The sequence below is a fragment of the Nocardiopsis mangrovi genome (assembly GCF_042653925.1).
GTDB lineage: Bacteria > Actinomycetota > Actinomycetes > Streptosporangiales > Streptosporangiaceae > Nocardiopsis_B > Nocardiopsis_B mangrovi.
The window spans coordinates 257,551-279,723 of record NZ_JBHSFQ010000005.1 but is presented as its reverse complement, the minus strand read 5'-3'; the positions used below and the strand labels follow the sequence as shown (position 1 = coordinate 279,723).

Sequence of the window (22,173 nt, the reverse complement as noted above, 5' to 3'; positions counted from 1 at the left end):
GGAGGAGGACCCGTCACAGGCTCGTTGGGTCGACTCCGATGAGGAGGAGGGCGATGTCATCGTTGAGGGTGGGGGCGCGCTCGATCAGCTGATCGGCGACGGCGTCCAGGTCGGAGGGGTCGGATCCGGCCAGGTGCCCGGCGATCTCCGCGGTCGACTCATCGATGTCGATCCCCGGGGCCTCGACGAGCCCGTCGGTGTAGAGGGCGAGCAGGGCGCCGGGCTTCAGGTCGATCTCGGTCGTCGAGTACTCGGCGTCGGGGTAGATGCCGAGCAGCAGACCGGGCGGTACGCGCAGGATCTCGGCGCGGCCGTCGGGGTGGCGCAGCAGTGGCGGGGGATGCCCGGCACTGGCCAGCCGCACCCGGCGGCGCGACAGGTCGAGTGAGGCGTAGACGCAGCTGGTGAACAGGCCCGGGTCGAGATCGGCGAGCAACCGGTTGGTTCGGGCGAGGACCTCGCTGGGCGACGCGCCCGCGGTCGCGTGGGCGTGTACGGCCGTGCGCACCTGGCCCATCAGAGCGGCGGCCGCGACATCGTGGCCTTGGACATCGCCGATGGCCGCGGAGGCGGTCGCGTCGTCGATGCGGATGAGGTCGTAGAAGTCGCCGCCGACGCCCATGCCCCGCCCCACGGGCCGGTAGCGCGCGACGACGTGCATGCCCGGCAGGCGGGGCAGGGTCCGGGGGAGGAGGCCGGCCTGGAGGCTCTGGGCGAGGTCGCGCTTGGCGTCGTAGAGGCGGGCGCGGTCCAGGGCCTGGGCGATCAGCCCGGCGAGGGAGGTGAGGATGGCGCGCTCTCCCGGGGCGAAGTTGCGGGGGCGGTCGTAGGCCAGGACCAGGGAACCGATGGGGTGCCCGGACGCGATGAGCGGAAGGAAGGCCCAGGAACTCATCTCGTCCAGTTGGACAACGGAGGGGTAGGCGCGCTTGAGGTCGGCGAAGGTCGTGAAGAAGTTCGGGACGCCGGTGTTCATGACCCGCACGGCCGGAGTGTCGGCGGACAGGGGGAGGGCGTCGAACAAGGCCATCAGCTCCGCTGTGTAGCCGCGGTAGCCGATGATGTTCAGCCGGCCTTCCTCGGCCGTGTTCAGCGCCATGGCTTCGGCGTCGAGAGCGGGCAGGAGCTGGTCGGCGACCTGGTCGACGACGTCCTGCACACCGGTCGTCTCGGTGAGGGTGGCGGCCAGGTGCATCAAGTGGTAGAGGACGGCTGCCCGGCTCGGCATCGCGGGCTGCGCGGGATGGCGCGGGGCGGGCGTCTCCCGGGTGTCGGCGGCGGGAGTGACGCGGACGCTGATGCCGGAGTCGTCGGGATAGAGCTCGAAGCACAGCCAGGTATCGGGTGGCCTGACAGCGGTGAACCGCGTGGGCCAGCGGCTGATGAGCGCCGACCGGTAGCAGTCCTCGGCCTCGGCGATGTCCATCCAGGGCAGGGCCTCCCACGGAAGCGCGCCGAGCAGTTGCTCCTCGTCGGCTCCGAGCATGTCGGCGGCGCCGGGCGTGACGAACGTGAACCGCCCGTCGAGGTCGAGCGCGCAGGATCCCCCGGGCAGCCGGGAGATGAACTCGATCGCGGCCGCCCCGTCGGTCGGCTCGGGGGCACGGCCGTGATCCGAGGGCAGGACGCGCGGCCGTTTCCCGGGCAGCACCGGTCGCCCTTTCGCCGAGGCCTGTTCCAGGAGCCGGCCCAGCGACCGGCAGGTGGCTTCGGCCAGCTCGCGCTCGTCCCGGCGCAACCGCGGCGGATGCGAGCCGGGCCATAGCAGGACCAGTCCGCCCCAGACGATGGCGCCGGTCACGACGGGGGCCGCCAGGAGCGAGAAGTCGTAGGGGAGGACGAGCGCCGGCCGGGGATATGTGCGCGCCATCTCCTCGGGGCCGCTGATCCAGATCAGGCGGCGCTCCCGAACAGCGTCGGCCACCGGAATCGGCTCGGTCAGCGCCACCTGCAGCCACGACGCCGCGATCTGCTCCGGAACACCGGTCAGCACGGATAGTCGCAGCACGTCTTCGCCCGGCGGCAGCAGGTACAGCAGGGCCACGGAGGCCCCGCTCTCGCGCACCGCGTGGCCCACAGCGGCCTCCACCTGGTGCATGCCGGACCCCGCGGTGGACGCCGCATCGACAGGGTCCATGGGATCCTCACCTTCACTCGAGGCGCCCGGAAGGCGCGCGTACGCCCGGCGGTCACCGCTGGAGCGGACGGCCGCCGGTCCGGCCGCCGCGGCGGGTCCGCGCGAGGGCCCCGGCGGCCTCCGGCTCCGGGTGGGAACGGCCGGGAGACCGCGACGCACGAGTGGTTCGGGCGCGGAGGCCGAGGCCCCTGAACGGGGGCGGCCCGGCGGGGCACCGCGATCGGGCGTCAGGACCTGCCGGTCGGCAGGCCGGTCTCGGCGGCGCGCGGGCGCGGAATCGCGCTGTCGTGGTGCGGCTCGGAGCCGTGGTCGGGACGGCGCACGCTCACGACGCCGTTGACCACCAGCGTCTCCAGGACCGTCTGGGGCGCGGTCGCTGGACCGTGCACGACCGACCCGTCCGACATCCGGAACGTGCTGCCGTGCCAGGGACAGGTGATGCACCCCTCGGCCACGGTTCCGTCGGACAGCGGGCCGCCGAGGTGGCTGCACGCCTCGGTGAGCACGCGGACGTCCTGGTCCGAGCGCACGACCACGACCGGCACGCCGCCCACCACCCGGCGCACGGGCGTGTCCTCGGCGAAGTCGCCCATCGGGCCGAGGTCGTGCCACCCGTCGGGCAGCAGGTCGCGGTCCTGTTCGGTGTGGCTGACGCCGCCGTTGAGGCTGTAGGCGATATGGGCGCCCAGCATCCCGGCCACGCCCACCATGCCCAGCCCCGCGAACCCCAGGGCCCTGCCCCAGCCCTGGTGGCCGCGGTGCCGCGCCACCGCCGAGGCCGTGTAGAGCAGGACACCGCACTTGGCGCTCACGGCGTGCACGATGCCGACGCGCTGCTGGCGCGGATGCTGCTCGGCCCAGTCGAGCGCGCCCGCCGCCATCGCCGGAAGCGCGGCGGCCACCCCGAGGTCGATCAGCCCCAGCGCGGGCCTGCGGGTACCGGGGAACATGTCCAGCACGGTCGCCGACATCCACGCGCCGATGGGCACCTGCACCAGCAGCGGGTGCATCGGGTGGCCCAGCGCGACACCGTGCAGGGTGTCGGCCGCGCGCCCGCGGGGCACACGGCGGACCAGGGAACGTGCGTACCCCACTACGGGGTCGAGCCGGGCGGACCGTTCGATCCTGCGGATGGCGTCTCCGATTTTCATGCGCGAGCGGCTACCCCGAAGCGGGGAGCCGAACCGCGCGCCCTCGCGTACCGGACACGACCCGCGGAACACCCTCGGGCATACCGGCATCATCACCCTGGGTAACTATAGTCGGATCTAGTGGGGTCGCTCTGCGTCGCTGAACTGCGGTTTCCTCGCTGAAGGACGCTGCGGGCGGGCAGCGGGGAGATGGGCGCGGAGCACCGGCGCCCGGATCCGCGCCCGCGGCGCACCCGCCGGGCACGGGCCCGGCACCGCCGTCCGGCGGGACAGGTGACGGTCCCGGCCCGGGACCGCACAGCGGTGCCGCCGCGCGGCCCGACCGCAGAGGTATCCGCTCGCCCGGTTCCACGGCCGATGGGACCGCCAACGCCAGGAGGTGGCGCGGTTGAAGATCGCGATGGTTTCCGGACACGCCGACCCGCACGCCGTCCTCAAGGACAAGGACACCGGCGGGCAGAGCCTGCACGTCGCCGAACTGGCGCGCGCCTTGGGCGAGCGCGGCCACGACGTCATCGTCTACACCCGGCGCGCCCGCGCCAAGGACGCGGCCGAAGCCGGGTTCGCCCCAGGGGTGAGCGTCCGCCGCGTGCCGGCCGGCCCGGCGCGCGCCGTCCCCGCCGACGGGATGGTGGAGCACATGCCCGCGTTCGGCGCGTGGCTCGCCGACGACCTCGCCCGCGAGCGGCCCGACATCGTCCACGCGCACTCCTGGACCAGCGGTATGGCCGCGCTCCGCGGCACGGCCGAGACCGGCATCCCGTTCGTGCAGACCTTCCACACCCTGGACGCCCCCGGCCGCCACCCCGGGGGCGACGCCGAGACGCCCGCGGCGGAGCGCGCGGAGGCCGAGCGCACCATCGCGCTCGCCTGCGCGCGCGTCATCGCCACCTCGGTCGAGGAGCGCCGCGAGCTGAGATCGTGGGGTGTGCCCGGCGACCGGATCGAGGTCGTGCCCCGCGGCATCGACACCACCCTCTTCCGCCCCGACGGTCCGGTCGCGCCCCGCGGCGACCTGGCCCGGGTCCTCTGCCTCGGCGGACTCGGACCGCGTGAGGGGGTCGACACCGTCATACGCACGCTGCCCATCGTCTACGACACCGAGCTGATCATCGCGGGTGGCCCGGCGGCCGCCGACCTCGACCGCGACCCCGACGTGGCGCGGCTGCGCGGCGTCGCCGACCGCGCGGGCGTGGCCGAACGCGTGCGCTTCCTCGGCCGGATCGCCCGTACCGAGGTCCCGCCGCTGCTGCGCTCGGCGGACATCGTCGTGAATGTCCCCTGGAACACGCCGTTCGGCATGGTCACCGTCGAGGCCATGGCCTGCGGAGTCCCGGTGATCGCCTCCAACGTCGGCGGCCACCGCGACACCATGATCCAAGACGTCACCGGCCGCCTCGTACCGCCCGACGATCCGCGCGCGCTCGCGTTCTGGCTGCGGACCCTGCTGGCCGACCCCGTGCTCAAGGAGAGCTACGGCATCGCGGCCGCTGATCGGGCGATGGCCCGCTACACCTGGACGCTGATCGCCCGCCAGACCGAGGAGCGCTACGAGCGCGTCCTCCTGGAGCGCCGCCCCCCGGCGCCCCGCCGCGGCTCCGAGACCCGCGCGGCGGCGAACCGGAAGGAGAAGGAACAGGAACAGGAGCAGGTGCAGGCGACGGCGGAGGAGCCCACCGCGGCCAAGGGGGCGTGACCCCGAAACCGTGCCGGACCGCGGACCGCGGGGCCCGCCGGTGCGGGCGCCCGCCGGCGACGGCGACGCGCGCGGTCGACCGGCCCGGGCACCGTCCCGACGGCGCGGCGCCGACGACGCGACCGGAGCACCCCCTCCTGCCCGAGCCGGACGTATGCGGCACGCCCTGGAGGCCCGGGACGCTGCCGCGCCCTCCGCACCGACCGACGGCCGGCCCTCCTCGCCGGCCGAACGCCGTATCGCGGTGCCGTCCCGTCTCCCGAGCCCACGCCGCCACGTTCTCCGGAACGTCCGACCGTTCCAGGAAGCGCTTGCGCACTTCGGCGCGATCACCGTCGAACGCCTCGGTCCCCGCGACTCCCACACGTCGCAGGTGGTGCGAGGACCGCTGGAACCCGGGCCCGACCGCACGGGCCCCGTCGGCCCCGCGCTCGTTATGCCAGGCGCAGAATGGGCCGCCTGCGCATGGTCGCCGTGGCCGACCCGGATTACGGTGAGGGTGGATACGACCATCGGCACCGCCGACCGGCAGCGGAGGAACCCATGCACGAGCCCGTCCTGAGAGCCGTCCCCGACGCGCCCGTCCTGCGCCCGGTGCCCCGCGAGCGGCCGTCCGACGGGCCCGCCGCCGGCGGCGACCCGCTCATGCGCGACCTCGTCGGCGCCGCACTGCGCCGCATCCGGCTGGAGCAGGGCCGCACCCTGCGCGACGTCGCCGACGCCGCCCAGGTGTCGCTTCCCTACCTGTCGGAGATCGAGCGCGGCCGGAAGGAGCCCTCCTCCGAGGTGCTCGCGGCGATCCACCGCGCCCTCGGCCTGCGGCTGATCGACCTCCTCGACTACCTCCACCTGGAGATGGCCCCCGTGCCGGCGGCTCCGGTCGCGGCCCCCGGCCGCACCGCGTCGCACGCGCCCGGCGGCACGCGGGCCCTCATGCTCGCCGCCTGAGACGGCCGGTTTTCCGCGTTCGGGGCCGCCCGCACCGGGCGGCCCCGCACACGGTGCGGCCCCTGACGGCCGTCAGGACGCCCGGGCGGCCGGGAGGCGGGACGTGATGAAGCCGTCGACCAGCCCGTACTCCTTGGCCTGCTGGGCGGTGAAGATCTTGTCGCGGTCGGTGTCCTCGCGCAGCCGCCGGGTGCTCTGGCCGGTGTGCAGGGACAGGATCTCCTCGATCTGGGTCCGGACCCGCAGGATCTCGGCCGCCTCGATCTCCAGGTCGGCGGTCTCCCCGCGGGCCTCCGTGTAGGGCTGGTGCAGCAGCACCCGCGCGTGCGGGAGCATCGCGCGCTTGCCCGGGGCGCCCGCTGCCAGCAGGACCGCCGCCGCCGACGCCGCCTGTCCCATGCACACCGTGGCCACATCCGCGCGCACGAACTGCATGGTGTCGTAGATGGCGGTCAGCGCCGTGGTCGATCCGCCCGGCGAGTTGATGTAGAGCTGGATGTCGGTGTCGGAGCTCTCATGGTCCAGGTGCAGCAGCTGCGCCATGACCACGTTGGCGACGCCGTCGTCGATGCCGGTGCCGATGAAGATGATCCGCTCCGACAGTAGGCGGCTGAACACGTCGAAGGCGCGCTCCCCGTCCGGCCGGCGCTCCACCACGGTCGGCACCGTGTAGGTCCCGCTCATCGCGCCGTCCCCTTCCCCGCCGTGTGCAGCCCCAGGCCCGCGCCGTCGGTCCGGCCGAACCCGAACCGGCGGGCGGTCTCCCCGCCGATGTCGGCGACGCTCTCCACCACCCGGTCGACGAACCCGTACTCCTTGGCCTGCTCGGCCGTGAACCACCGGTCGCGGCGCTGGTCGTCGGCGATGGTCTGCTCGCTCTGCCCCGTGTGCTCGGCGATCAGGCGCTGCATCGTCTTCTTGGTGTATTCAAGGTTCTCCGCCTGGATCGCGATGTCGGCGGCCCTGCCCTGGAGCCCGCCCGAGGGCTGGTGCATCATGATCCGGGCGTGGGGCAGGCTGTAGCGCTTGCCGGGTGTCCCCACGCACAGCAGGAACTGGCCCATGCTGTACGCCGACCCCATGACCAGGGTGGCCACGTCGTTGGGGATGAACCGCATGGTGTCGTAGATCGCCATGCCGGCGGTGATGGATCCGCCCGGGCTGTTGATGAGCAGCGTGATGTCGCGCTTGTGGTCCTCTTCGGCGAGCAGCATCAGCTGGCCGCAGATCCTGTTGGCCACTGCGTCGTCGACCTGCGTGCCCAAGACGACGGTGCGGCCGTGCAGCAGCCGCGACGCGATCTGGTCGTCGAGGTTCGCCGCGGGGATGGTCTCCGCGGCCATCCCCCGAACTTCCGAGAGCATCTCTTCCTCCTCGCCCCGGCCCCTTGGCGGCGGGCGGGTGCCCGCCGCGGCCGGTCCCTCCACCCTGCGCCCGCCGGCGGGGCGGGGGCCACGCTTTCTGCCGTGCGGAGATCTGCTCCGAGCAGAGGCGGCGGGGGCGCCGGGCTGCGGAGCCGCGGGGGCGGGGGAGCGGGCCGGTCCGCGGCGGGGCGCCGCCGCCTGAGCTGTCCTTGGTTTTGTAGAGTCCCTCTGACCTGGGGTTGTCCTCAGGTGATTGGAGATTCACCCGACCATGGCAGCACCACGCGAGTACCCCAATGCCGCGTAGTCAGCGCGGAGGGGTCCGCTGTCAAGCGGATCGAGATAATCGGAGTAACCGCCCCGAAGAAGGCGCGACCCCTGGTAGAGCGAGGAAACCGGCCACAATCGCCACGCTCACCGAGAGGGCCCGTTGTCCGACCAGCGCCCCACCACCATGCTCACCCGTACTGTCACCGTCGCCGAGGGGATCTACGCTCCCGGCATCTGGGCGAGCTGACCCAGCAGATTCCCTTCGAACTCGTCGACAACGTGCTGGAGGAGACGAGAACCGTGCAGGTGAGGCAGCGCATGCTGCCGTCGCGGGTGGGCGTCTACTTCGTACTCGCCCTCGCGCTCTTCCCGCGGCTGGGGTACCTGCGGGTCTGGGACAAGCTCACCTACGGACTGCGACAGTTACTCCCCGCCCGCCCCTCCGAGAAGGCTCTTCGGGACCTACGCCGGCGTCTGGGGCCAGCCCCCCTGAAGCTGCTGTTCACGATCCTGGCGGGCCCTGCAGCCCGGCCGCAGACACCGGGCGTGCGCTATCGGCGCTGGCGGACCGTCGCGCTCGACGGCTGTAGCTCCACCAAGGCGCCCGACCGGCCTCGTGTCTGCGGCTGGCTCGGCAAGATCATGCATCGCTACGGGCAGGAGGGGTATCCCATGCTGAGGCTCGTGGCCCTGTGCGAGACCGGGACGCGTGCCCTGCTCGGCGCGGTCTTCGGCCCGGTGGCGCCAGCCGAGACCGTCTACGCCGAACAACTGCTCCCCCTGGTGGACGACACCATGCTGCTGCTGGCCGACCGGGGCTTCGATACCGACGACTTCCTGGCCGCGAGCACAGCCACCGGTGCTCAGCTCTACGAAACCCGGTTCAGCTCATGTCAGCCCGCCCAGGGGACGGTGGACTCGCACTGCGGACCGGTGTCATGGCTACCCCCTTCCACGCTCACCCCTGCGTGCCCCTCTGCGAGCCGTTGCCGAGGCAGCTTGCCCCCGTCGCGTCTCATGGAGAAGAAGAGACCAGGGGTGGGGATCGTGGCACCCGTTGATCGGCTTCGAGCTGTCCCAGGCAGGGGCGCCGCAAGCACGTCGCCGCGGCGCCCCCGCGGGATGCGGTCAGCGAGCCCAGCGCCGATCGAGCCCCGTGCTGTCGGCCGCCAGTGCCTCGGCCAGCAGGGCAGCTGGGCAACCGCGGCATCGGCGCCGGTCCACCAGCACGACGGTGTCCCCGGCGCGGGTGAGTTCCATCAGCAGCTCCCCGTGGTCCTCGGAGTAGAGGTGCGGTCGGCGCGGCCAGGCGTCGGGGTCCAACCCGAGGCCGGGAAAGCGCGACATCGGCACCGTCGCTGCGATGGGAACGCCGTCGACGGCCAGCAGCATCACATACCCCGCGCGGCGCGCCACGGACGCGGCCACGGGCAGATTGCCAGGGAATTCGTGGAGTTCAAGCATCCCGGCCAGGCAGGCGGCGGGGCAGCCGTCGCCGTGGACGTCGACCAGCGCGGCCAACTCCGGGGGAAGGCCGACCACCGAACCGTTGCCGTCGTCGGGTGGGGGAACAGGGTCCGGCGCGTCGCGGAGGCCGACGAGTGTTGCGAGCGTTACGGATTCTGCTGCCACCTCTGAACTGATCGACTCGTGCAGGACCTCTGGTTTCGTCTCTTCCCCGCGCGCACAGAGCGCGGGCGCACTCTCCGGCCGGATGCCCCGGATGCCGGCGGGCTTCACCGTCTCCCCAGCGCTCCATGCGGTGTCCGAGTCCGATCTCGTCACCCCCCTGCTCGCCGGACCGTGCCGCCATGACCTCGGGCATGCAAGGCGACATGACTGAGTTCGACACCCTTGTCAGTAGGGCGGGCCTGCGAAGAGTGAAGCGGACACCGACCTCGCCGCCCTCTCGGTGATCGAAGCCGTGACCGTGGACTGGGAGCCCATCTCAATACGAACGGGGTATCGCTTTCACGCCCGCGTTCATCGCCGAGACCGCGTTGATCTTCATCGCGCTCTCGCACCGGTTCTTCCAGCCGCCAAGAGCACCCACACCTGATCGTGCCCGACGAGGGCGGTCGGGTTCCGACGATTCCTTCCCTTACCGAGTGCACTAGAAGGGTGCTCGAACATGCCGCGTCCCCTCCTGTACGCCTTGTCGGCGTCGACTCTCGTTCCCTTGGTCCTTGCCGGATGCGCACCGACGCATGTGGCGGACATCGGTACCCCCGTCGCGGTCTCTCACCCGATCGGTGCCTACTCACACGAGTTCCGTTGGGGCAACAACGCCGACGTGGTCTATCTGGTCGACAACGCCGCTGGCACCGATCCCGGCCGAGTGGACTTCGACCTCAACGTCACCGTGCCCGATCTGGGACGCATGTTCGGGTTCGTCAATCTGGAGGTCACTTGCGTCGTTGGTGGGGAGGCTTCGGCGGCCGACACCCATGAACGTCTCAGTGAGGACTACTCCGGGGAGTTCGAGTTTCCCATGTGGTGTGCCGTCCCCGAGGGCACCGACCACGTGACCATCGAGATCGATCACCACGACGAACACCTGCGGTTCGAAGGTGTGGTGGGATGACCTGATCTTCGGCCGTGCCCCAGGTCGGGCCGGGGACCTCGGGGTATCGCTCGGCCCTCACGGTCAGGTGCCCCTGAGTGCCCCGGACGACACCGCGAAGGGCAACTGATCCACGTTCCACGTGATCGCGGGGGTCTGGAGGCGCAGGGTGACGAACCCGCGGCTCAGACTCCTGAATCCGGAGTCGTGCCGCTCCCCGGAACAGGATCGGACTCAGCCGTGCGCCCCGGCGTCAGCCCGTTTTGGAGCAGGGACACGTACGCCTCGGTCGCGGCGGGGCGCTGGTCGGCCGGATGCTCGCTGACAGCGTGGATCAGCCCGCACAGCAGTTTGAGCATGTTCTCTCCGGTGAGTGCCGGCCCATCGCGTCGATGACGAGGTCCGCATCGATCGTTTCTCCCGTATCGGTCACCACACCCGTCACACGTGGTGTCTCGCCGGACCGCGAGCGCAGAGCGCGTACGGTGAGGCCGCGCCGCATCGTGGTTCCTCGGGTCCGTTCGGTCACGTTGGCCAGCGCGCCCTCCATCACCGGTCGACGCGCGAAGACCCTGCGCAGCTCCTCGTCCCCGGCACGCGCGCCCGTGATCGCCTCTTCCGGCAGCAGGTCGAGCGGGCTCGATCGCACCGCGCCCAGATGCTCCAACTCGGTGAGGACCTCTGGCAGCTCACGTGCCATCAGATGGCTCCACCGACCGCTCGCCACGTGTGGCATCCGGAACCGGCTGACCCCCGGACGTTCCCACTCTTCGTACATCGCTTCCGCGCCATCGGGCGGTACGGCCGGGTCCCGTTCCACCACCGTCACCGCGTGCCCGTCCGCCGCGAGCACAAGCGCGGCCTGCAGTCCGGCAAGTCCTGCTCCAAAAATCAGGATCCGGGTCATACTTCCCTCTCATCCATCGTCGTTCGGTCATTACCGCGGCCCGTCGATCGGTGAGCCGGTACTCGCAAGGCGCGTTTCGCCGGGGGTGATCCGTGGGGGAACCAATCGGCTCGAAACAGTGGAAGCCTCGGCGGGACCGTGGGCGCGGGCTCGACCGGCGCGTTGAGGGGGCGGCGGACCGCATGCGCCAGGAGTTCGCGGGCCACGACCGGGCCCGTAGTCGTGCTGGAACCCCGTTGTCACGAAGCGGTCGGAGGAAGGGACGGCACGCCCCCGATACCTGAGCGGGCGCGGACATCCTGAACTCGCGCGGTGCCGATGTGTCCTTCCCCGGTGCGGAATCGCGATGACCTCGACGACTTGGTCGTCGAGACCGCCCAAGAAGCGCTTCGTCTGCTACTTCGCGCGTTCCACCGGCGGTAGTGGGCGCCCTCGTTCGCGCGGGTATCGAATCTCCGGGCCTCTCGAACCACACGTCCGTGCCACAGGCATCGACGACACGCGAACAAGGGCGGGCGAACGTCCAGGTCACGTCCTGGTCGGCTCAAACCTTCTGAGCAAGGGCCTGCAACCGCTCCACAGTGCCGTCACGGCGTGCTCGCCGTACCCCAATCTTGGACCCGAGACCGTTCATGAGCATCATGATCGAGTAATTGGGAGGGATGCTCAGACTCTTGGCCGTGTGCGGCGCGTACATCACCCCTTCGTCGCCGACGGTCAGCCAACCGGTGAAGGTTCGGGTACTGAGACCGACACACCGCGCCTCGAACCTGTGGGCCAGCAGGCCCGCCCGTCTTCCGCCCGGGGGCAGGATGCCCGGAGTCACGTCGAGGTGTAGCCCGCCCTCGTCGAAGCTTGAGATTTCGACGGGAACGACCACCGGAAGTCCGTCCGCGCCTTCGTACGCCAGGAGTCGGTGACCGAGGCGGGCGATGCGGCGTTGGAGGGACGGGACGTCCACTCTCGGGGCGGTGCCGTTCTTCGGGGGACTCTGCGCGGGCGCCGTTCCTGGATCGGGCGCCCCCGTGACCTGTGCGGTGCCTCGGGCTGCGAGATCGGGCCAGACGGTGAGGCGTTCGATGTCGACATCGACGAAGACCCTGCGTTGGTGGTACTCGCGCAGCACCCTGTCCCAGATCGGTCCGCTGGGCGGTGCGCCGAGGAAGAGCTCAATGGACTGGCGAATTCCAGCCAGTCGTTGGGAGTCGGGTTCCAGGTCCACGGTGGCCCGTCCCTGCGCCAGCACGAAGGCGTCGCTCTCGGCGAATCCGTGATCTCTGGTGTGATAGGCGAGCGAGACGCGGGGGCGGGCCAGGATGTGCTCCAGCTTCCTGGGAAAACCCAGGGATGTGGTGAACGACAGACGAGTCGACTCTCGATCGGCCAGTCCGATCGGGGAGAGGCTGCTCAGGATCGCTCCGCCCGCCGGTGTCGGATAGGCGGCGGCGACAGTGAGATCTCCCCTGACCACGGAGTCGACCTCGTCGGACCAGCGCAGTACCTCACGACTCATCGACGGCTCCTCGTGGTGAACACGGGTCTGTGGCCGTACGAGGGACGTCATGGGTGGCGCGGGTTTGGATAGGCGCATCCGGGTTCGGACGCTGGATTGTGGGCATGGCCGAATCATATTGACTTTATGTGCCCATGGTCAATATAGCATCCTACTTGGAAGGTGGTCAGGGCCACTGTGGTGGCCGTTGTCGACACGGTCCGGTTCGATGAGACCGACTTGCTCGTGGTACCGGATGGAGCCTGGGCTGACCCCGAGCACTCGGCCCTCCGCTGATCATGACCGCTCCCGTCGCCTCTTCGGTTTCGACACGATGTCGACGGCACGTTCAAGGCCGAACTGATCGAGCACCAGGGCCCCTGGGCCACCCGCGAGCAGGTCGAACGCGCGCTCGTGCGGTGGGTGGGCTGGTACAACACCGAGCGCCTGCATTCGGCGCCGGGGTAGGTGCCTCCCGCCGAGTTTGAGCAGATCCACGCACAGCAGGCCACGGCATCCGAAGCCGTCTGAAACAAGGAAAACCGACTCTACGAAACCCGGTTCAGCTCAATTCTCCGGCCGCTGGGATACCTGGCGGGCCGGCGGGTCGGGGCGTTCTGCTGCGACCTGGGGCACAACTACGCCGCCCCCGCGGCCTTGGTGACGGTCTGGGCAGGGCTGCGGCTCGGCGATATCGACGCCGATTGGCTGGTGCTGCTCGCCGCCTGAAGGCGAGAGTGCCCAGGCCGGGCTCGCCCGCCTGGAGGTCGTGGTCGGTCGTCGTCACTACTGCCGGTTCTCGCCTCGCTTGTGGAAGTTGGTGAAATTTATACTCTTGCGTCCCATTTGAGTCCCGCGCGGATGGCTCCGGGTCCGTCACGGGTCCGCTCCGATCACTTCCGCTTGAGCAGCGACCGGCAGGCGCCGCGCGCGATCCAACGCTGGGCGTCGTCGAAGGACCAGCCGCGTTCCCCGACCAGGGTCAGCCAGGCGTGTGGGCCCAGATAGAACCAGAGCACGTCGAGTGCCCGCGTGCGATCGACATCCTCGTCGAGTGCGTGGAGTCGTACGAGCCGGTCGGCCACGCGGCCCAGGGCCTGCACGTAGTCCTGATCGCCCCGGTCCAGGACGGCCTTGACGGAAGGCTCTCCCGGAGGATGACGGTAGAAGAGCTCGAAGATCACGTGCCAGTGCTTCTCGTGGGTCAGCCGGGTGCCGCGGGCGGTCAGCTCGACTACCCCGACGGCGTCGTCGCACGCTTCCACGGCGGCGAGCGCTTCCTTCACGTGAGAGTCGCCGATCGCGGGCTCCAGCAGCGTGGCGAGGATCTTCGCCTTGCCTCCCACGCTGTTGTACACGGTAGGCGTCGCGACCGTGGCGGCCTTGGCGATGTCACCGATGGTCACCTCCGCGTACCCGCGCTCCCTGAACAGTTCGTAGGCGCTGGTGAGGATCGCTTCCCTGGTGGCGAGGGCCAGGTCGGTTCGTCGCGGGGACTCGTACTTTCGAGCGGCCACGGTGTTGTGGGCTCCTTTCTTCCTGAGGGGTCAATATTGACTATTGAGCATTAAAGTCAATATGGTTCGACCACGGCCGACGAGCGGCGACAGCACCCCTGGTCGACGCCGCTCAGAACCTCCACTCTGCCACGTGCTCCGCTGCGTCCTGCGCGACTTCCAGATGGAGAACCGCGCCACCACCACGAGGCGAAGAACCACGACTCGTGATCGGCACCGCTGGTAGCGGTGCCGGGGACGGCGGACGCATTCGATTGGTCGATCCACCGACATGAACGCCTAGGAGAACCGAATGACCGAAACCGACCACACCGCGCCTTCTCCGAACGCATCGCGAACCCTCCAGGTCGCCGTTGTCGGCGCCGGCCCCGTCGGATTGAGCATGGCGCTCCAGCTCGCGCGCTCGGGCGTGTCGGTGCGGATCCTGGATCGCAGGGAGGGCCCGTCGGACCAGCCGCGGGCACACGTCGTCAACGCCAGGACCATGGAACTGTTCCGCGAGTGGGGCATCGCGGACGGGGTTCGCGCGGACGGCCTCTCACCTGAACTGGCCGCGTCGTTCGGCTGGGTGACGACGGTCGGGGCCGACGAGTTCGGGACCGTTCCCTACGTCGACGAACAGACCGCGGAACGTTGCTCGCCGGAACGCTGGTGCAACTGTGCTCAGGACCTGGTGGAGGCCCGTCTGTTGGAGGCGGCCACGGCTGCTGGAGCCGTCGTCGACTACGGCCATGAGGTCGTGGGTTATCGCGCTTCCGTTCTCGATGGCCACGAAGCGGGTGAGTTGGACGTCCGCGGCCCATCGGGCGTCGAGACGGTTCGGGGACGCTTCGTCGTCGCGGCGGACGGGGCGTCCAGCCCGATGCGGCGGATGGCGGGGGTGGGCCGGGGACATGCCGGCTCGCTGGGCCGCAAGCTCAACATCTACTTCACCGCGGACCTGACCCTGGACACACGGCTGCGACCGAACATCCTGTGGTTCGTGCACAACCCGCGGACCCAAGGGATTCTCATCACGCTGGACGGGAAGCAACGCTGGGTGTACGGCGTCAATTTGGCCGAGGGCGAGTCGGCGCAGGACTACGACACGGCGAAGTGCGAAGCCCTCGTACGGGCCGCGGTCGGGCGGGAGGACCTGGACGTGGACGTCCTCAACAGGTCCTCGTGGACCCTGGACATGGGGGTCGCCGAGCGGTTCCGGGTCGGGCCCCTCCTCTTCGCGGGCGACGCGGCCCACCGGTTTCCCCCGACCGGCGGATTCGGGATGAACAGCGGCATCCAGGACGTGCACAACCTGGCCTGGAAGCTCGTGCACGTCCTGCGCGGGTCGGCCGACGTGTCGCTGGTGGACACCTACGAGGCCGAGCGCAGACCGGTCGCGGTGGTGAACGTGGAGCAGTCGATGGCCAACGCCGAGGGCATGTATCAGGCGGACGCGCTCCTGAACGCGCCGGAGACCCTCGCCGCGCTCGGCGCACCGGAGGGTGCCGAATTGCGTGCGGGGATCCAGCAGAGTCTGGACTTGATGCGACCCCACATGCACTCTCTCGGACAGCAGTTCGGACACGTGTACAAGGGTGCCGCGGTCGTCGACGACGGGTCGGAGGAGCGGGAGTCGACGATCGAGGAGTATCGAATGACCGCCCGCCCCGGGGCCCGGGCACCACACGCACGTGTGGACGTGGCGGACGGGAGCGACCAGGGGGTGAGCGTCGTGGACATCGTGAACGGCCAGTGGACGCTGCTCACCGCGAAGACCGGAGACGTATGGCGCGTCGCTGCGGCGCCGGCCTCGCGGTCCTTGGGCCTGAAGGTCATCGAAGTCCTGCCGAAGCCCGACCGGACGCACACCGGGCCGGAGGTCGTCGTCGACTCGGCCGAGCCGGGATACTGGCAGCGGTTGTACGAACTGGAAGACGGTGGTGCCGTGCTCGTCCGTCCGGATGGTCACGTCCTGGCCCGCTGGCAGCGAGAGCCCGTCGATCCCCCGAAGGCGGTGGAGGACGCGCTTCGGTCGGTGCTGGGGGTCGATGTCCAGATGACCGCACGGCATTGATGACGCCGTCGGGGTTTCTCCTGGCCGGGAGAAACCCCGACGGTAGGTCACGACGCGGTGCTCCCAGCCCAGGGCGGGTCTTGGCGAAGCGGCTCCGGTGGCGGGTGGATGGAAGTTCGAACACCACCTGAGCCCTAGGTGTACTGATCACAGAGGTCAGGTACAGCCCGGCGGCGATTTGACAGCAAGAGAGGGCCTCCGACATAGGTGTGGATCGTCGAAGATCAACACCCGTAGAAGGTCAGGAGGCCCTCCGTGGCCCACACTACCCAGGACACCTCGTGGTAGCGGACCGGGCCGTTCGCCTCCCCGGCCGGCGTTTCCTGGGGGCGTCGCACGACATAGGAGCCGGAGCCGAACGACCCGCCGTTGCTGAGGTCCCCGATCAGATCGTCGCTGCGGCCATCCCCCCACAGGGGTTCGCCTTCATGCAGGACTTCCCCGCTCGCGGCGTCGATCACCAGGGAGTTGTTGAGCGCGACGGCGCTCCCGCCGCTCGCGACCTCCGACCACAACGCCTCCTACTCGTCGTCGATCGCGATGGCGGGCTCCGCGTGGTCGTCGACACGCCAGAGCTCCTCACCGCTGGCGATGTCGTTGCCGATGAGGACTCCCGTGTGCTCGTCCGGATCCTGCTGTGCGGGTGGGCCATCGATGTCGCCGCCGCACAGCAGGGACACGACGGCGGTGTCACCGGCGACCTCGAACTGGTCCGGTCCACGGATTTGACGATTGCCGGTAGCGCAGCCCTCCACACGCGGATACTCCCACCGGGCGTCGCCGCCGATGCCGGGGTCGGAGACCGTCGCCACAATGTCGTCGTCGGGGAATCGGTGCAGAACCCCGCCGTCCACCGTCATCTCGTCCCACCCGGCGTAGCCGAAATTGTGGATGTCAGCGGGGAGGGGAAGACCTGTGGTGCCGGTCGTGTCATCGACGGGCTCTCCGGTGGCGGTGTCCAACAGGACGCCTTCGGTGACGCCCGTCGGCTCGGCTTCGTAGGCGATGAGCACCACCGCGCCTTGATCGGCGACATGGGAGGCGACGGAGCCTCCGGGACGGCGGTAGTGCCACAGCTCGCGCCCGGAGCGGGTGTCCAGGGCGACCATGCCGTCGGAAAGGATGACTGGCATCGTCGGCACCGTCACCGTTGCGATGACCACTGGAATCCACGCATGAAGCTGAGATGCCGTACCGGGTCGGGGAGATCCTGGTACCGCCGGCCGCCGACGGTGATGTCGCCGTGGGTCGGCCTGTCGAGGCCGACGAGCATGCGCATGGTCGTGGACGTGCCTGCGCCGTCCGGCCCGAGGAATCCGGTGACGACGCCCGGGCGGACGGTGAAGGAGGCCGTCGGCGACGGGCTTGTCACCGTACCGTTTCGTGCTTGTCGCCGTACCGCTTCGTGAGGTTGTGACCGACGATCATGTCTTCCATCCTGGAATTCGCCGCTGCCCGCGACGTCGGCCTGTGGTAGCGCGCACTACCGACCGTGGTACCGCTTGCCGTCGCCGGCGGCATCCCCCTCGACGAGCACCCGCCCCGCACGCAGATGCGCCACGGCATCGGCGGCGGTGAGCGCCATCGCGAGCGCCCCGTCGACGGCCGCGCCCTCGGCGGCGGGGCCGATCGCATCGCCGGTGAACTCGGGCGTGTGCGGAGCCGACGAGCACCCCTCGATGGCGATGAGCGGATGGATCGAGGGAACGACGCGAGAGACATTGCCCATGTCCGTCGAGCCGCCCGGCGAACCCGTATACGGTTGCGGCGAACGCCCGAGGGCGGCGAGGTTGCGGTCCCAAGAGTGGGCGAGCACGGGGTTCTGCACGACATCGGCGTACGTGGGTTCGGCGTCTTCCCAGCTCCACGAGCATCCGGTCGCGACCGCGCCGCCCTCGAAGCAGGCGAGGATGCGGCGCCGAGCGATCTCCACGTCCTCCAGCGTGTCGGCACGCACTTCGGCACGTACACGGGTCGACGACGGGATGATGTTCGTCGCCTCTCCGCCCTCGGCGACAAAGGCGTTGGCCCGCACGCCGTTGGGGAGGTGCTGGCGGAGGAGCCCCATCGCGACGAGCCCGACCGTCGCGGCGTTCGCCGCGTTGACTCCCTCCGGGCTGGGGGCGCCCGCATGACCGGGGAGCCCTTGGAACGACACGTCGAATCGCGCCACGGCCTGCGTGGACACATCGGCGCAACGCAGGTCCGGGCCGGGGCCACCGTGCACCATGAGGGAGAAGTCGACGGCGTCCCACGCCCCTGCCTGGAGCATGAGGATCTTGCCACCGCCGTGCTCCTCCGCCGGGGTCCCCAGCAGTTTCACCCGGATGCCGAGGGTGTCGGCGACGCTCGCCAGCGCGATCGCCGCACCGACGCCTGCCGCGGAGATGATGTTGTGTCCGCATGCGTGGCCGATGCCGGGAAGAGCGTCGTACTCGGCGCAGATCGCGACCGTGATGTCCCCCTCGCCGAAGGCGGCGTCGACCGCGGTGTCGAGCCCGAAGGCCCCCACACGCACCGCGAATCCCGCGGTGCGCAGCGCATCGGCCACGCGGGCGGCCGCACGGTGTTCGGCGAACGCGAGTTCGGGATCCCGGTGGATCTCGGCGTTCAGAGCGACGATCTGCTCGCTCCAGCCCGCGCGCGAGGCACGCAGGGCATTACGGACCTCGTCGGTCGCGGAGTGGGACGGTTGCGGTGGGGCGATGGTCATCGTTCCTCGATCGGATCGGCGGCAGGTGGGTCGGAGCCGTCGTGCGACGGTTCAGCGGAGGCGGCCACCCGGATGCGCGGCCCATGCTCACGCGACACGGTGACCTCGCGCCCTACAATGCAGTTTCATGAGCACAGATGGCGCCTCGACGCAGATTGCGGGTCTCGACGAGACCGATAGACGACTGATCCAGGCGCTCCAAATCAATCCGCGAGCCCGATGGGCCGCCATCGCGCCGATCATCGGCGTCGACTCGGTCACGCTCGCCCGCCGCTGGGAGCGGCTGTCGGGACACGGTCTGGCGTGGGTGGCGGGCCACCCCGGCGCCGAGGCGCGCGGACCATCGGCCATCGTCGAGGTCGAGGCCGAGCCCGGCGCCACTCTGGAGATCGCGAGCGTGCTCGCCGCGGACGCCGAGGCGTTCACGATCGATCACACCGCCGGAGGGCGCGACCTGCTGGTGATCGTCGGCGCAGCCGACCCGGACGCACTGAGCGAGTACATCATGGGCAGGATGCGCCGGCTCACCGGTGTACGGGCGACGCGCACGCTCCTACTCTCCTCGCCGTTCACCGACGCCGGCCAGTGGCGCCTGCGCTCCCTGTCGGCGGAAGAGGTCGCATCGGTCGAGCGCACGATCGTCGCACCGGTGTCCGCGCGCGGACACGTCGAGCCGCGGCTGGAGCACGATCTCCTCCAGGTCCTCGGGCACGACGGACGCGCCACCGTGACGACCATCGCCAGAGAACTGGGCACGGGACAACGCCGGATCAGTGAGGCGTTCGCGACGCTCAGCGCCCAGGGACGCCTGGTCGTGCGCACCGAGGTCGCACGCGCCCACTCGGGGTGGCCGGTGCACGCCTGGTACTTCCTACGGGTGCCGGCGAACAAGGCCGAGCGGGTGGGGTCCGCCATCGCGCGACCCAGCGAGGTCCGGATGGCCGTGTCGACGATCGGCCCCTACAACCTCGTGCTGTCGGTGTGGATGAGGGCCCTCGCCGATGTGCAGCGGCTTGAGGCCGCCATCGAGGAGAGCATTCCCGGCGTGTCCATCGCCGATCGATCGGTGGTATTGCGCAGCCTGAAGAAGGAGGGGCGCTACTTGCGGGCGGGAGGCATGGCAACCGGCGTCGTCGTGCCACTCCAGACTTCATTACTGCATCGCTAGCGGTTTCCTGGCACTGAACCGGCACATCGCCGACTCCTGCGATCTCGACGCCTAACGTAACGCCACATGACGAATGCGCAGCCGACCGCCGGGGTCTTCGACCTGTTCACGGTCGGGATCGGCCCATCGAGCTCTCACACCGTCGGACCGATGAAGGCCGCCGCCGAGTTCGCCGCCTCGCTCGACGAACATGGCGTCATCAAGTGCGTGGCGAAGGTGCGCGTCGAGATCTTCGGCTCCCTCGCCGCGACGGGCGCGGGGCACGGCACGTTCACAGCCGTGCTGCTCGGATTGACGGGAGCGCGCTCGGACGAGATCACCCCCGAGGAGTTCACCGCGCGGCTCGACGAGATCACCCGCACCGGGACTATCGAGCTCGGCGGACGGCACCCCGTCCCGTGCCGGATCGAGGACTTCGTCCTACGCCCGCTGACCGTGCACCCCCGCCACCCCAATGCCCTGTCGTTCACCGCCGTCGATTCCGCCGGCGATGACCTCTCGGCGCGGACGTACTTCTCGGTCGGCGGCGGATTCATCGTGCACGAGGGTGATGACTCGTCCCCCGCCTCAGCGGAACCGCGGACCTCACCTCTTGCGTTCCGCTCAGGAGCAGAGCTTCTCGCCGTGTGCGACGAGACCGGGCTCACGGTGAGCGAGGTGATGCGCGAGAACGAGCGCGCCCGGCGCCCGGACGACGAGATCCGGACGGGTCTTCGGCACATCTGGGACGTGATGGAGTCAAGCGTGCGCTCCTCGCTCGGGCGGGCGGGCGTGCTTCCCGGCGGCCTGGGAGTACGACGTCGCGCGAGTGCGTGGGCGACGCGTCTGGAGGCGGAGGACCCCCACCACGGCAGCGAGCACTGGCAGCAGCGGGTGAATCTCATCGCCCTCGCCGTCAACGAGGAGAACGCGAGCGGCGGGCGCGTGGTGACGGCCCCGACGAACGGCGCGGCCGGCATCGTTCCGGCAGTGCTGTACTACGCGCTGCATTACACTCCCGTGGCCCGATCGGGCGGCGATGGCGCGCGCGACGACATCATCGAGAGGTTCCTCCTTGCCGCGGCGGCGATCGGCACGCTCTATAAGACCAACGCCTCGATCTCGGGCGCCGAGGTGGGATGCCAGGGCGAAGTCGGATCGGCGTCGTCGATGGCCGCAGCGGGGTTGGCCGAGATCCTCGGCGGCAGCCCGCGTCAGGTCGAGAACGCCGCCGAGATCGCGATGGAGCACAACCTGGGTCTCACCTGCGACCCGATCGGCGGGCTTGTGCAGGTCCCCTGCATCGAACGCAATGCGATCGCGGCGTCGAAGGCCATCAACGCCGCACGGATGGCGCTATGGGGCGACGGAGATCACCGAGTCTCGCTCGATCAGGTGATCGATACGATGCGCGATACCGGCGCGGACATGAGCGACAAGTACAAGGAGACGGCGCTGGGGGGCCTCGCTGTCAACGTGGTCGAGTGCTGACTCGATGGGAGACGGCAGCCGATGCGATCAAGGTCGCGACCGCGGGCGGAGTCATGTCGCCCGGCGACGAGGCACGCGCGTTTCCGTGATGCCGGGCGCGCGGTGATCGCCGCCGAGGTGGCCGCGGCGGGGACCTACTCCTGCTCGCACGCACAGGGCACGGAGGGGACCAAGGCGGCGCCGCCCCACGGGGCACGCTCGATCGAGCACGGGTATCACCTCGACGACGAGGCCATCGACCTCCTGCTGAGCAGAGACACCTGGCTCGTGCCGACTCTCTCGGCGACCCGGGCGACGTGTGGACGCAGCCGATCGCGGCGTGCCGATCCCGGCCGAGAGCCTCGCGCTCGCCCGGGAGGCGCTCGACGCGCACCGGGCTGGCTCCGCTCGAACGGTCGACGCGGGCGTGAAGGTCGCGATGGGCACCGACTCCCCACCGTACGGGACTCCCCCTGCGAACGAGCTCGACGAGCTGCCGCCGATGACGCGGGCATCGTCGATGCCCCCGGAAGGCGCCTGGCGAGCCGCCACCGCAAATGCCGCAGCGCTGCTCCGGCGGGACGGCCTCGGCACCATCGCGCCGGGGAGGATCGCCGTCCTCGTCGTCGTGGACGGACGACGCGATGATCTGAGAGGACTGCGTGACCGCATCCGCCGCGTCACCATCGGTGGGCGGCGCGTGCGGTGAAAGGCGGGGCGACGCCTACGCGGCGCCGCCCCG

Annotated in this window: 18 protein-coding genes and 3 pseudogenes; 9 read left to right on the top strand and 12 right to left on the bottom strand. The window is 70.3% G+C overall.

Going from position 1 to position 22,173, the window contains the following annotated elements:
• Window positions 1-13 precede the first annotated feature (13 nt).
• Window positions 14-2,137 (bottom strand): SpoIIE family protein phosphatase, encoded by a 2,124-nt coding sequence (locus tag ACFO4E_RS08590; protein WP_378572620.1) that lies wholly within the window; start codon window positions 2,135-2,137, stop codon window positions 14-16.
• Between the two features lie 227 nt (window positions 2,138-2,364).
• On the bottom strand, window positions 2,365-3,288 hold the full coding sequence (locus tag ACFO4E_RS08585; RefSeq protein ID WP_378572618.1) for a Rieske (2Fe-2S) protein: 924 nt from the start codon (window positions 3,286-3,288) through the stop codon (window positions 2,365-2,367).
• 388 nt (window positions 3,289-3,676) lie between these two features.
• Here ACFO4E_RS08585 and ACFO4E_RS08580 point away from each other — a divergent pair, with 388 nt between their 5' ends.
• Window positions 3,677-4,984 (top strand): glycosyltransferase, encoded by a 1,308-nt coding sequence (locus ACFO4E_RS08580; protein WP_378572616.1) that lies wholly within the window; start codon window positions 3,677-3,679, stop codon window positions 4,982-4,984.
• Window positions 4,985-5,527: 543 nt separating this feature from the next.
• Entirely contained in the window at window positions 5,528-5,932 is a 405-nt protein-coding gene (locus tag ACFO4E_RS08575) for a helix-turn-helix domain-containing protein (protein WP_378572614.1), read from the top strand.
• 72 nt (window positions 5,933-6,004) lie between these two features.
• Here the strand turns inward: ACFO4E_RS08575 and ACFO4E_RS08570 are convergent, their stop codons facing one another.
• Complete coding sequence (locus ACFO4E_RS08570) at window positions 6,005-6,616, bottom strand: ATP-dependent Clp protease proteolytic subunit (RefSeq protein ID WP_378572612.1); 612 nt, start codon at window positions 6,614-6,616, stop codon at window positions 6,005-6,007.
• Complete coding sequence (locus ACFO4E_RS08565) at window positions 6,613-7,296, bottom strand: ClpP family protease (RefSeq protein ID WP_378572610.1); 684 nt, start codon at window positions 7,294-7,296, stop codon at window positions 6,613-6,615. Before ACFO4E_RS08565 ends, ACFO4E_RS08570 begins: the two co-directional genes overlap by 4 nt.
• A gap of 454 nt (window positions 7,297-7,750) precedes the next feature.
• Between ACFO4E_RS08565 and ACFO4E_RS08560 the strand changes: the two are divergent.
• Window positions 7,751-8,436: pseudogene (locus tag ACFO4E_RS08560) on the top strand (transposase domain-containing protein); the annotation flags it as partial.
• A gap of 258 nt (window positions 8,437-8,694) precedes the next feature.
• Here ACFO4E_RS08560 and ACFO4E_RS08555 read toward each other — a convergent pair.
• Entirely contained in the window at window positions 8,695-9,198 is a 504-nt protein-coding gene (locus ACFO4E_RS08555) for a hypothetical protein (RefSeq protein ID WP_378572660.1), read from the bottom strand.
• A 499-nt stretch (window positions 9,199-9,697) separates the two neighbouring features.
• Between ACFO4E_RS08555 and ACFO4E_RS08550 the strand changes: the two genes are divergently transcribed.
• Entirely contained in the window at window positions 9,698-10,150 is a 453-nt protein-coding gene (locus ACFO4E_RS08550) for a hypothetical protein (protein ID WP_378572608.1), read from the top strand.
• Between the two features lie 313 nt (window positions 10,151-10,463).
• Here the strand turns inward: ACFO4E_RS08550 and ACFO4E_RS08545 are convergent, their stop codons facing one another.
• The gene (locus ACFO4E_RS08545; RefSeq protein WP_378572606.1) at window positions 10,464-11,036 is read right to left on the bottom strand and encodes an FAD-dependent oxidoreductase; all 573 of its coding nucleotides are present in this window, start codon (window positions 11,034-11,036) and stop codon (window positions 10,464-10,466) included.
• Between the two features lie 544 nt (window positions 11,037-11,580).
• Complete coding sequence (locus tag ACFO4E_RS08540; protein ID WP_378572604.1) at window positions 11,581-12,549, bottom strand: hypothetical protein; 969 nt, start codon at window positions 12,547-12,549, stop codon at window positions 11,581-11,583.
• 333 nt (window positions 12,550-12,882) lie between these two features.
• Between ACFO4E_RS08540 and ACFO4E_RS08535 the strand changes: the two are divergent.
• Window positions 12,883-12,996 (top strand): annotated as a pseudogene (locus ACFO4E_RS08535) (integrase core domain-containing protein); the annotation flags it as partial.
• Between the two features lie 425 nt (window positions 12,997-13,421).
• Here ACFO4E_RS08535 and ACFO4E_RS08530 read toward each other — a convergent pair.
• On the bottom strand, window positions 13,422-14,045 hold the full coding sequence (locus tag ACFO4E_RS08530) for a TetR/AcrR family transcriptional regulator (protein WP_378572602.1): 624 nt from the start codon (window positions 14,043-14,045) through the stop codon (window positions 13,422-13,424).
• Between the two features lie 292 nt (window positions 14,046-14,337).
• On the opposite strand from ACFO4E_RS08530, the gene ACFO4E_RS08525 reads away from it, so the two are divergent.
• Complete coding sequence (locus tag ACFO4E_RS08525; protein ID WP_378572600.1) at window positions 14,338-16,101, top strand: FAD-dependent monooxygenase; 1,764 nt, start codon at window positions 14,338-14,340, stop codon at window positions 16,099-16,101.
• Window positions 16,102-16,325: 224 nt separating this feature from the next.
• Here ACFO4E_RS08525 and ACFO4E_RS08520 read toward each other — a convergent pair whose 3' ends face one another.
• The 4 genes and pseudogenes from ACFO4E_RS08520 to ACFO4E_RS08505 all read right to left on the bottom strand — a co-directional run bounded on the left by ACFO4E_RS08520 (window position 16,326) and on the right by ACFO4E_RS08505 (window position 18,814).
• Window positions 16,326-16,616 (bottom strand): hypothetical protein, encoded by a 291-nt coding sequence (locus ACFO4E_RS08520; RefSeq protein ID WP_378572599.1) that lies wholly within the window; start codon window positions 16,614-16,616, stop codon window positions 16,326-16,328.
• Window positions 16,617-16,622: 6 nt separating this feature from the next.
• On the bottom strand, window positions 16,623-17,234 hold the full coding sequence (locus ACFO4E_RS08515) for a hypothetical protein (RefSeq protein ID WP_378572597.1): 612 nt from the start codon (window positions 17,232-17,234) through the stop codon (window positions 16,623-16,625).
• A 50-nt stretch (window positions 17,235-17,284) separates the two neighbouring features.
• Window positions 17,285-17,486: pseudogene (locus tag ACFO4E_RS08510) on the bottom strand (ATP-binding cassette domain-containing protein); the annotation flags it as partial.
• A 98-nt stretch (window positions 17,487-17,584) separates the two neighbouring features.
• On the bottom strand, window positions 17,585-18,814 hold the full coding sequence (locus ACFO4E_RS08505; RefSeq protein WP_378572595.1) for an amidohydrolase: 1,230 nt from the start codon (window positions 18,812-18,814) through the stop codon (window positions 17,585-17,587).
• 127 nt (window positions 18,815-18,941) lie between these two features.
• Between ACFO4E_RS08505 and ACFO4E_RS08500 the strand changes: the two genes are divergently transcribed.
• From ACFO4E_RS08500 to ACFO4E_RS08490, 3 genes are all read left to right on the top strand, one after another.
• On the top strand, window positions 18,942-19,982 hold the full coding sequence (locus ACFO4E_RS08500) for an Lrp/AsnC family transcriptional regulator (protein ID WP_378572593.1): 1,041 nt from the start codon (window positions 18,942-18,944) through the stop codon (window positions 19,980-19,982).
• A gap of 66 nt (window positions 19,983-20,048) precedes the next feature.
• A complete protein-coding gene (locus tag ACFO4E_RS08495; protein WP_378572591.1) occupies window positions 20,049-21,452 on the top strand; it encodes an L-serine ammonia-lyase in 1,404 nt (467 codons plus the stop codon).
• Between the two features lie 298 nt (window positions 21,453-21,750).
• Window positions 21,751-22,140, top strand: a complete 390-nt coding sequence (locus tag ACFO4E_RS08490) for an amidohydrolase family protein (RefSeq protein ID WP_378572589.1) — start codon at window positions 21,751-21,753, stop codon at window positions 22,138-22,140.
• Window positions 22,141-22,173: the final 33 nt, after the last annotated feature.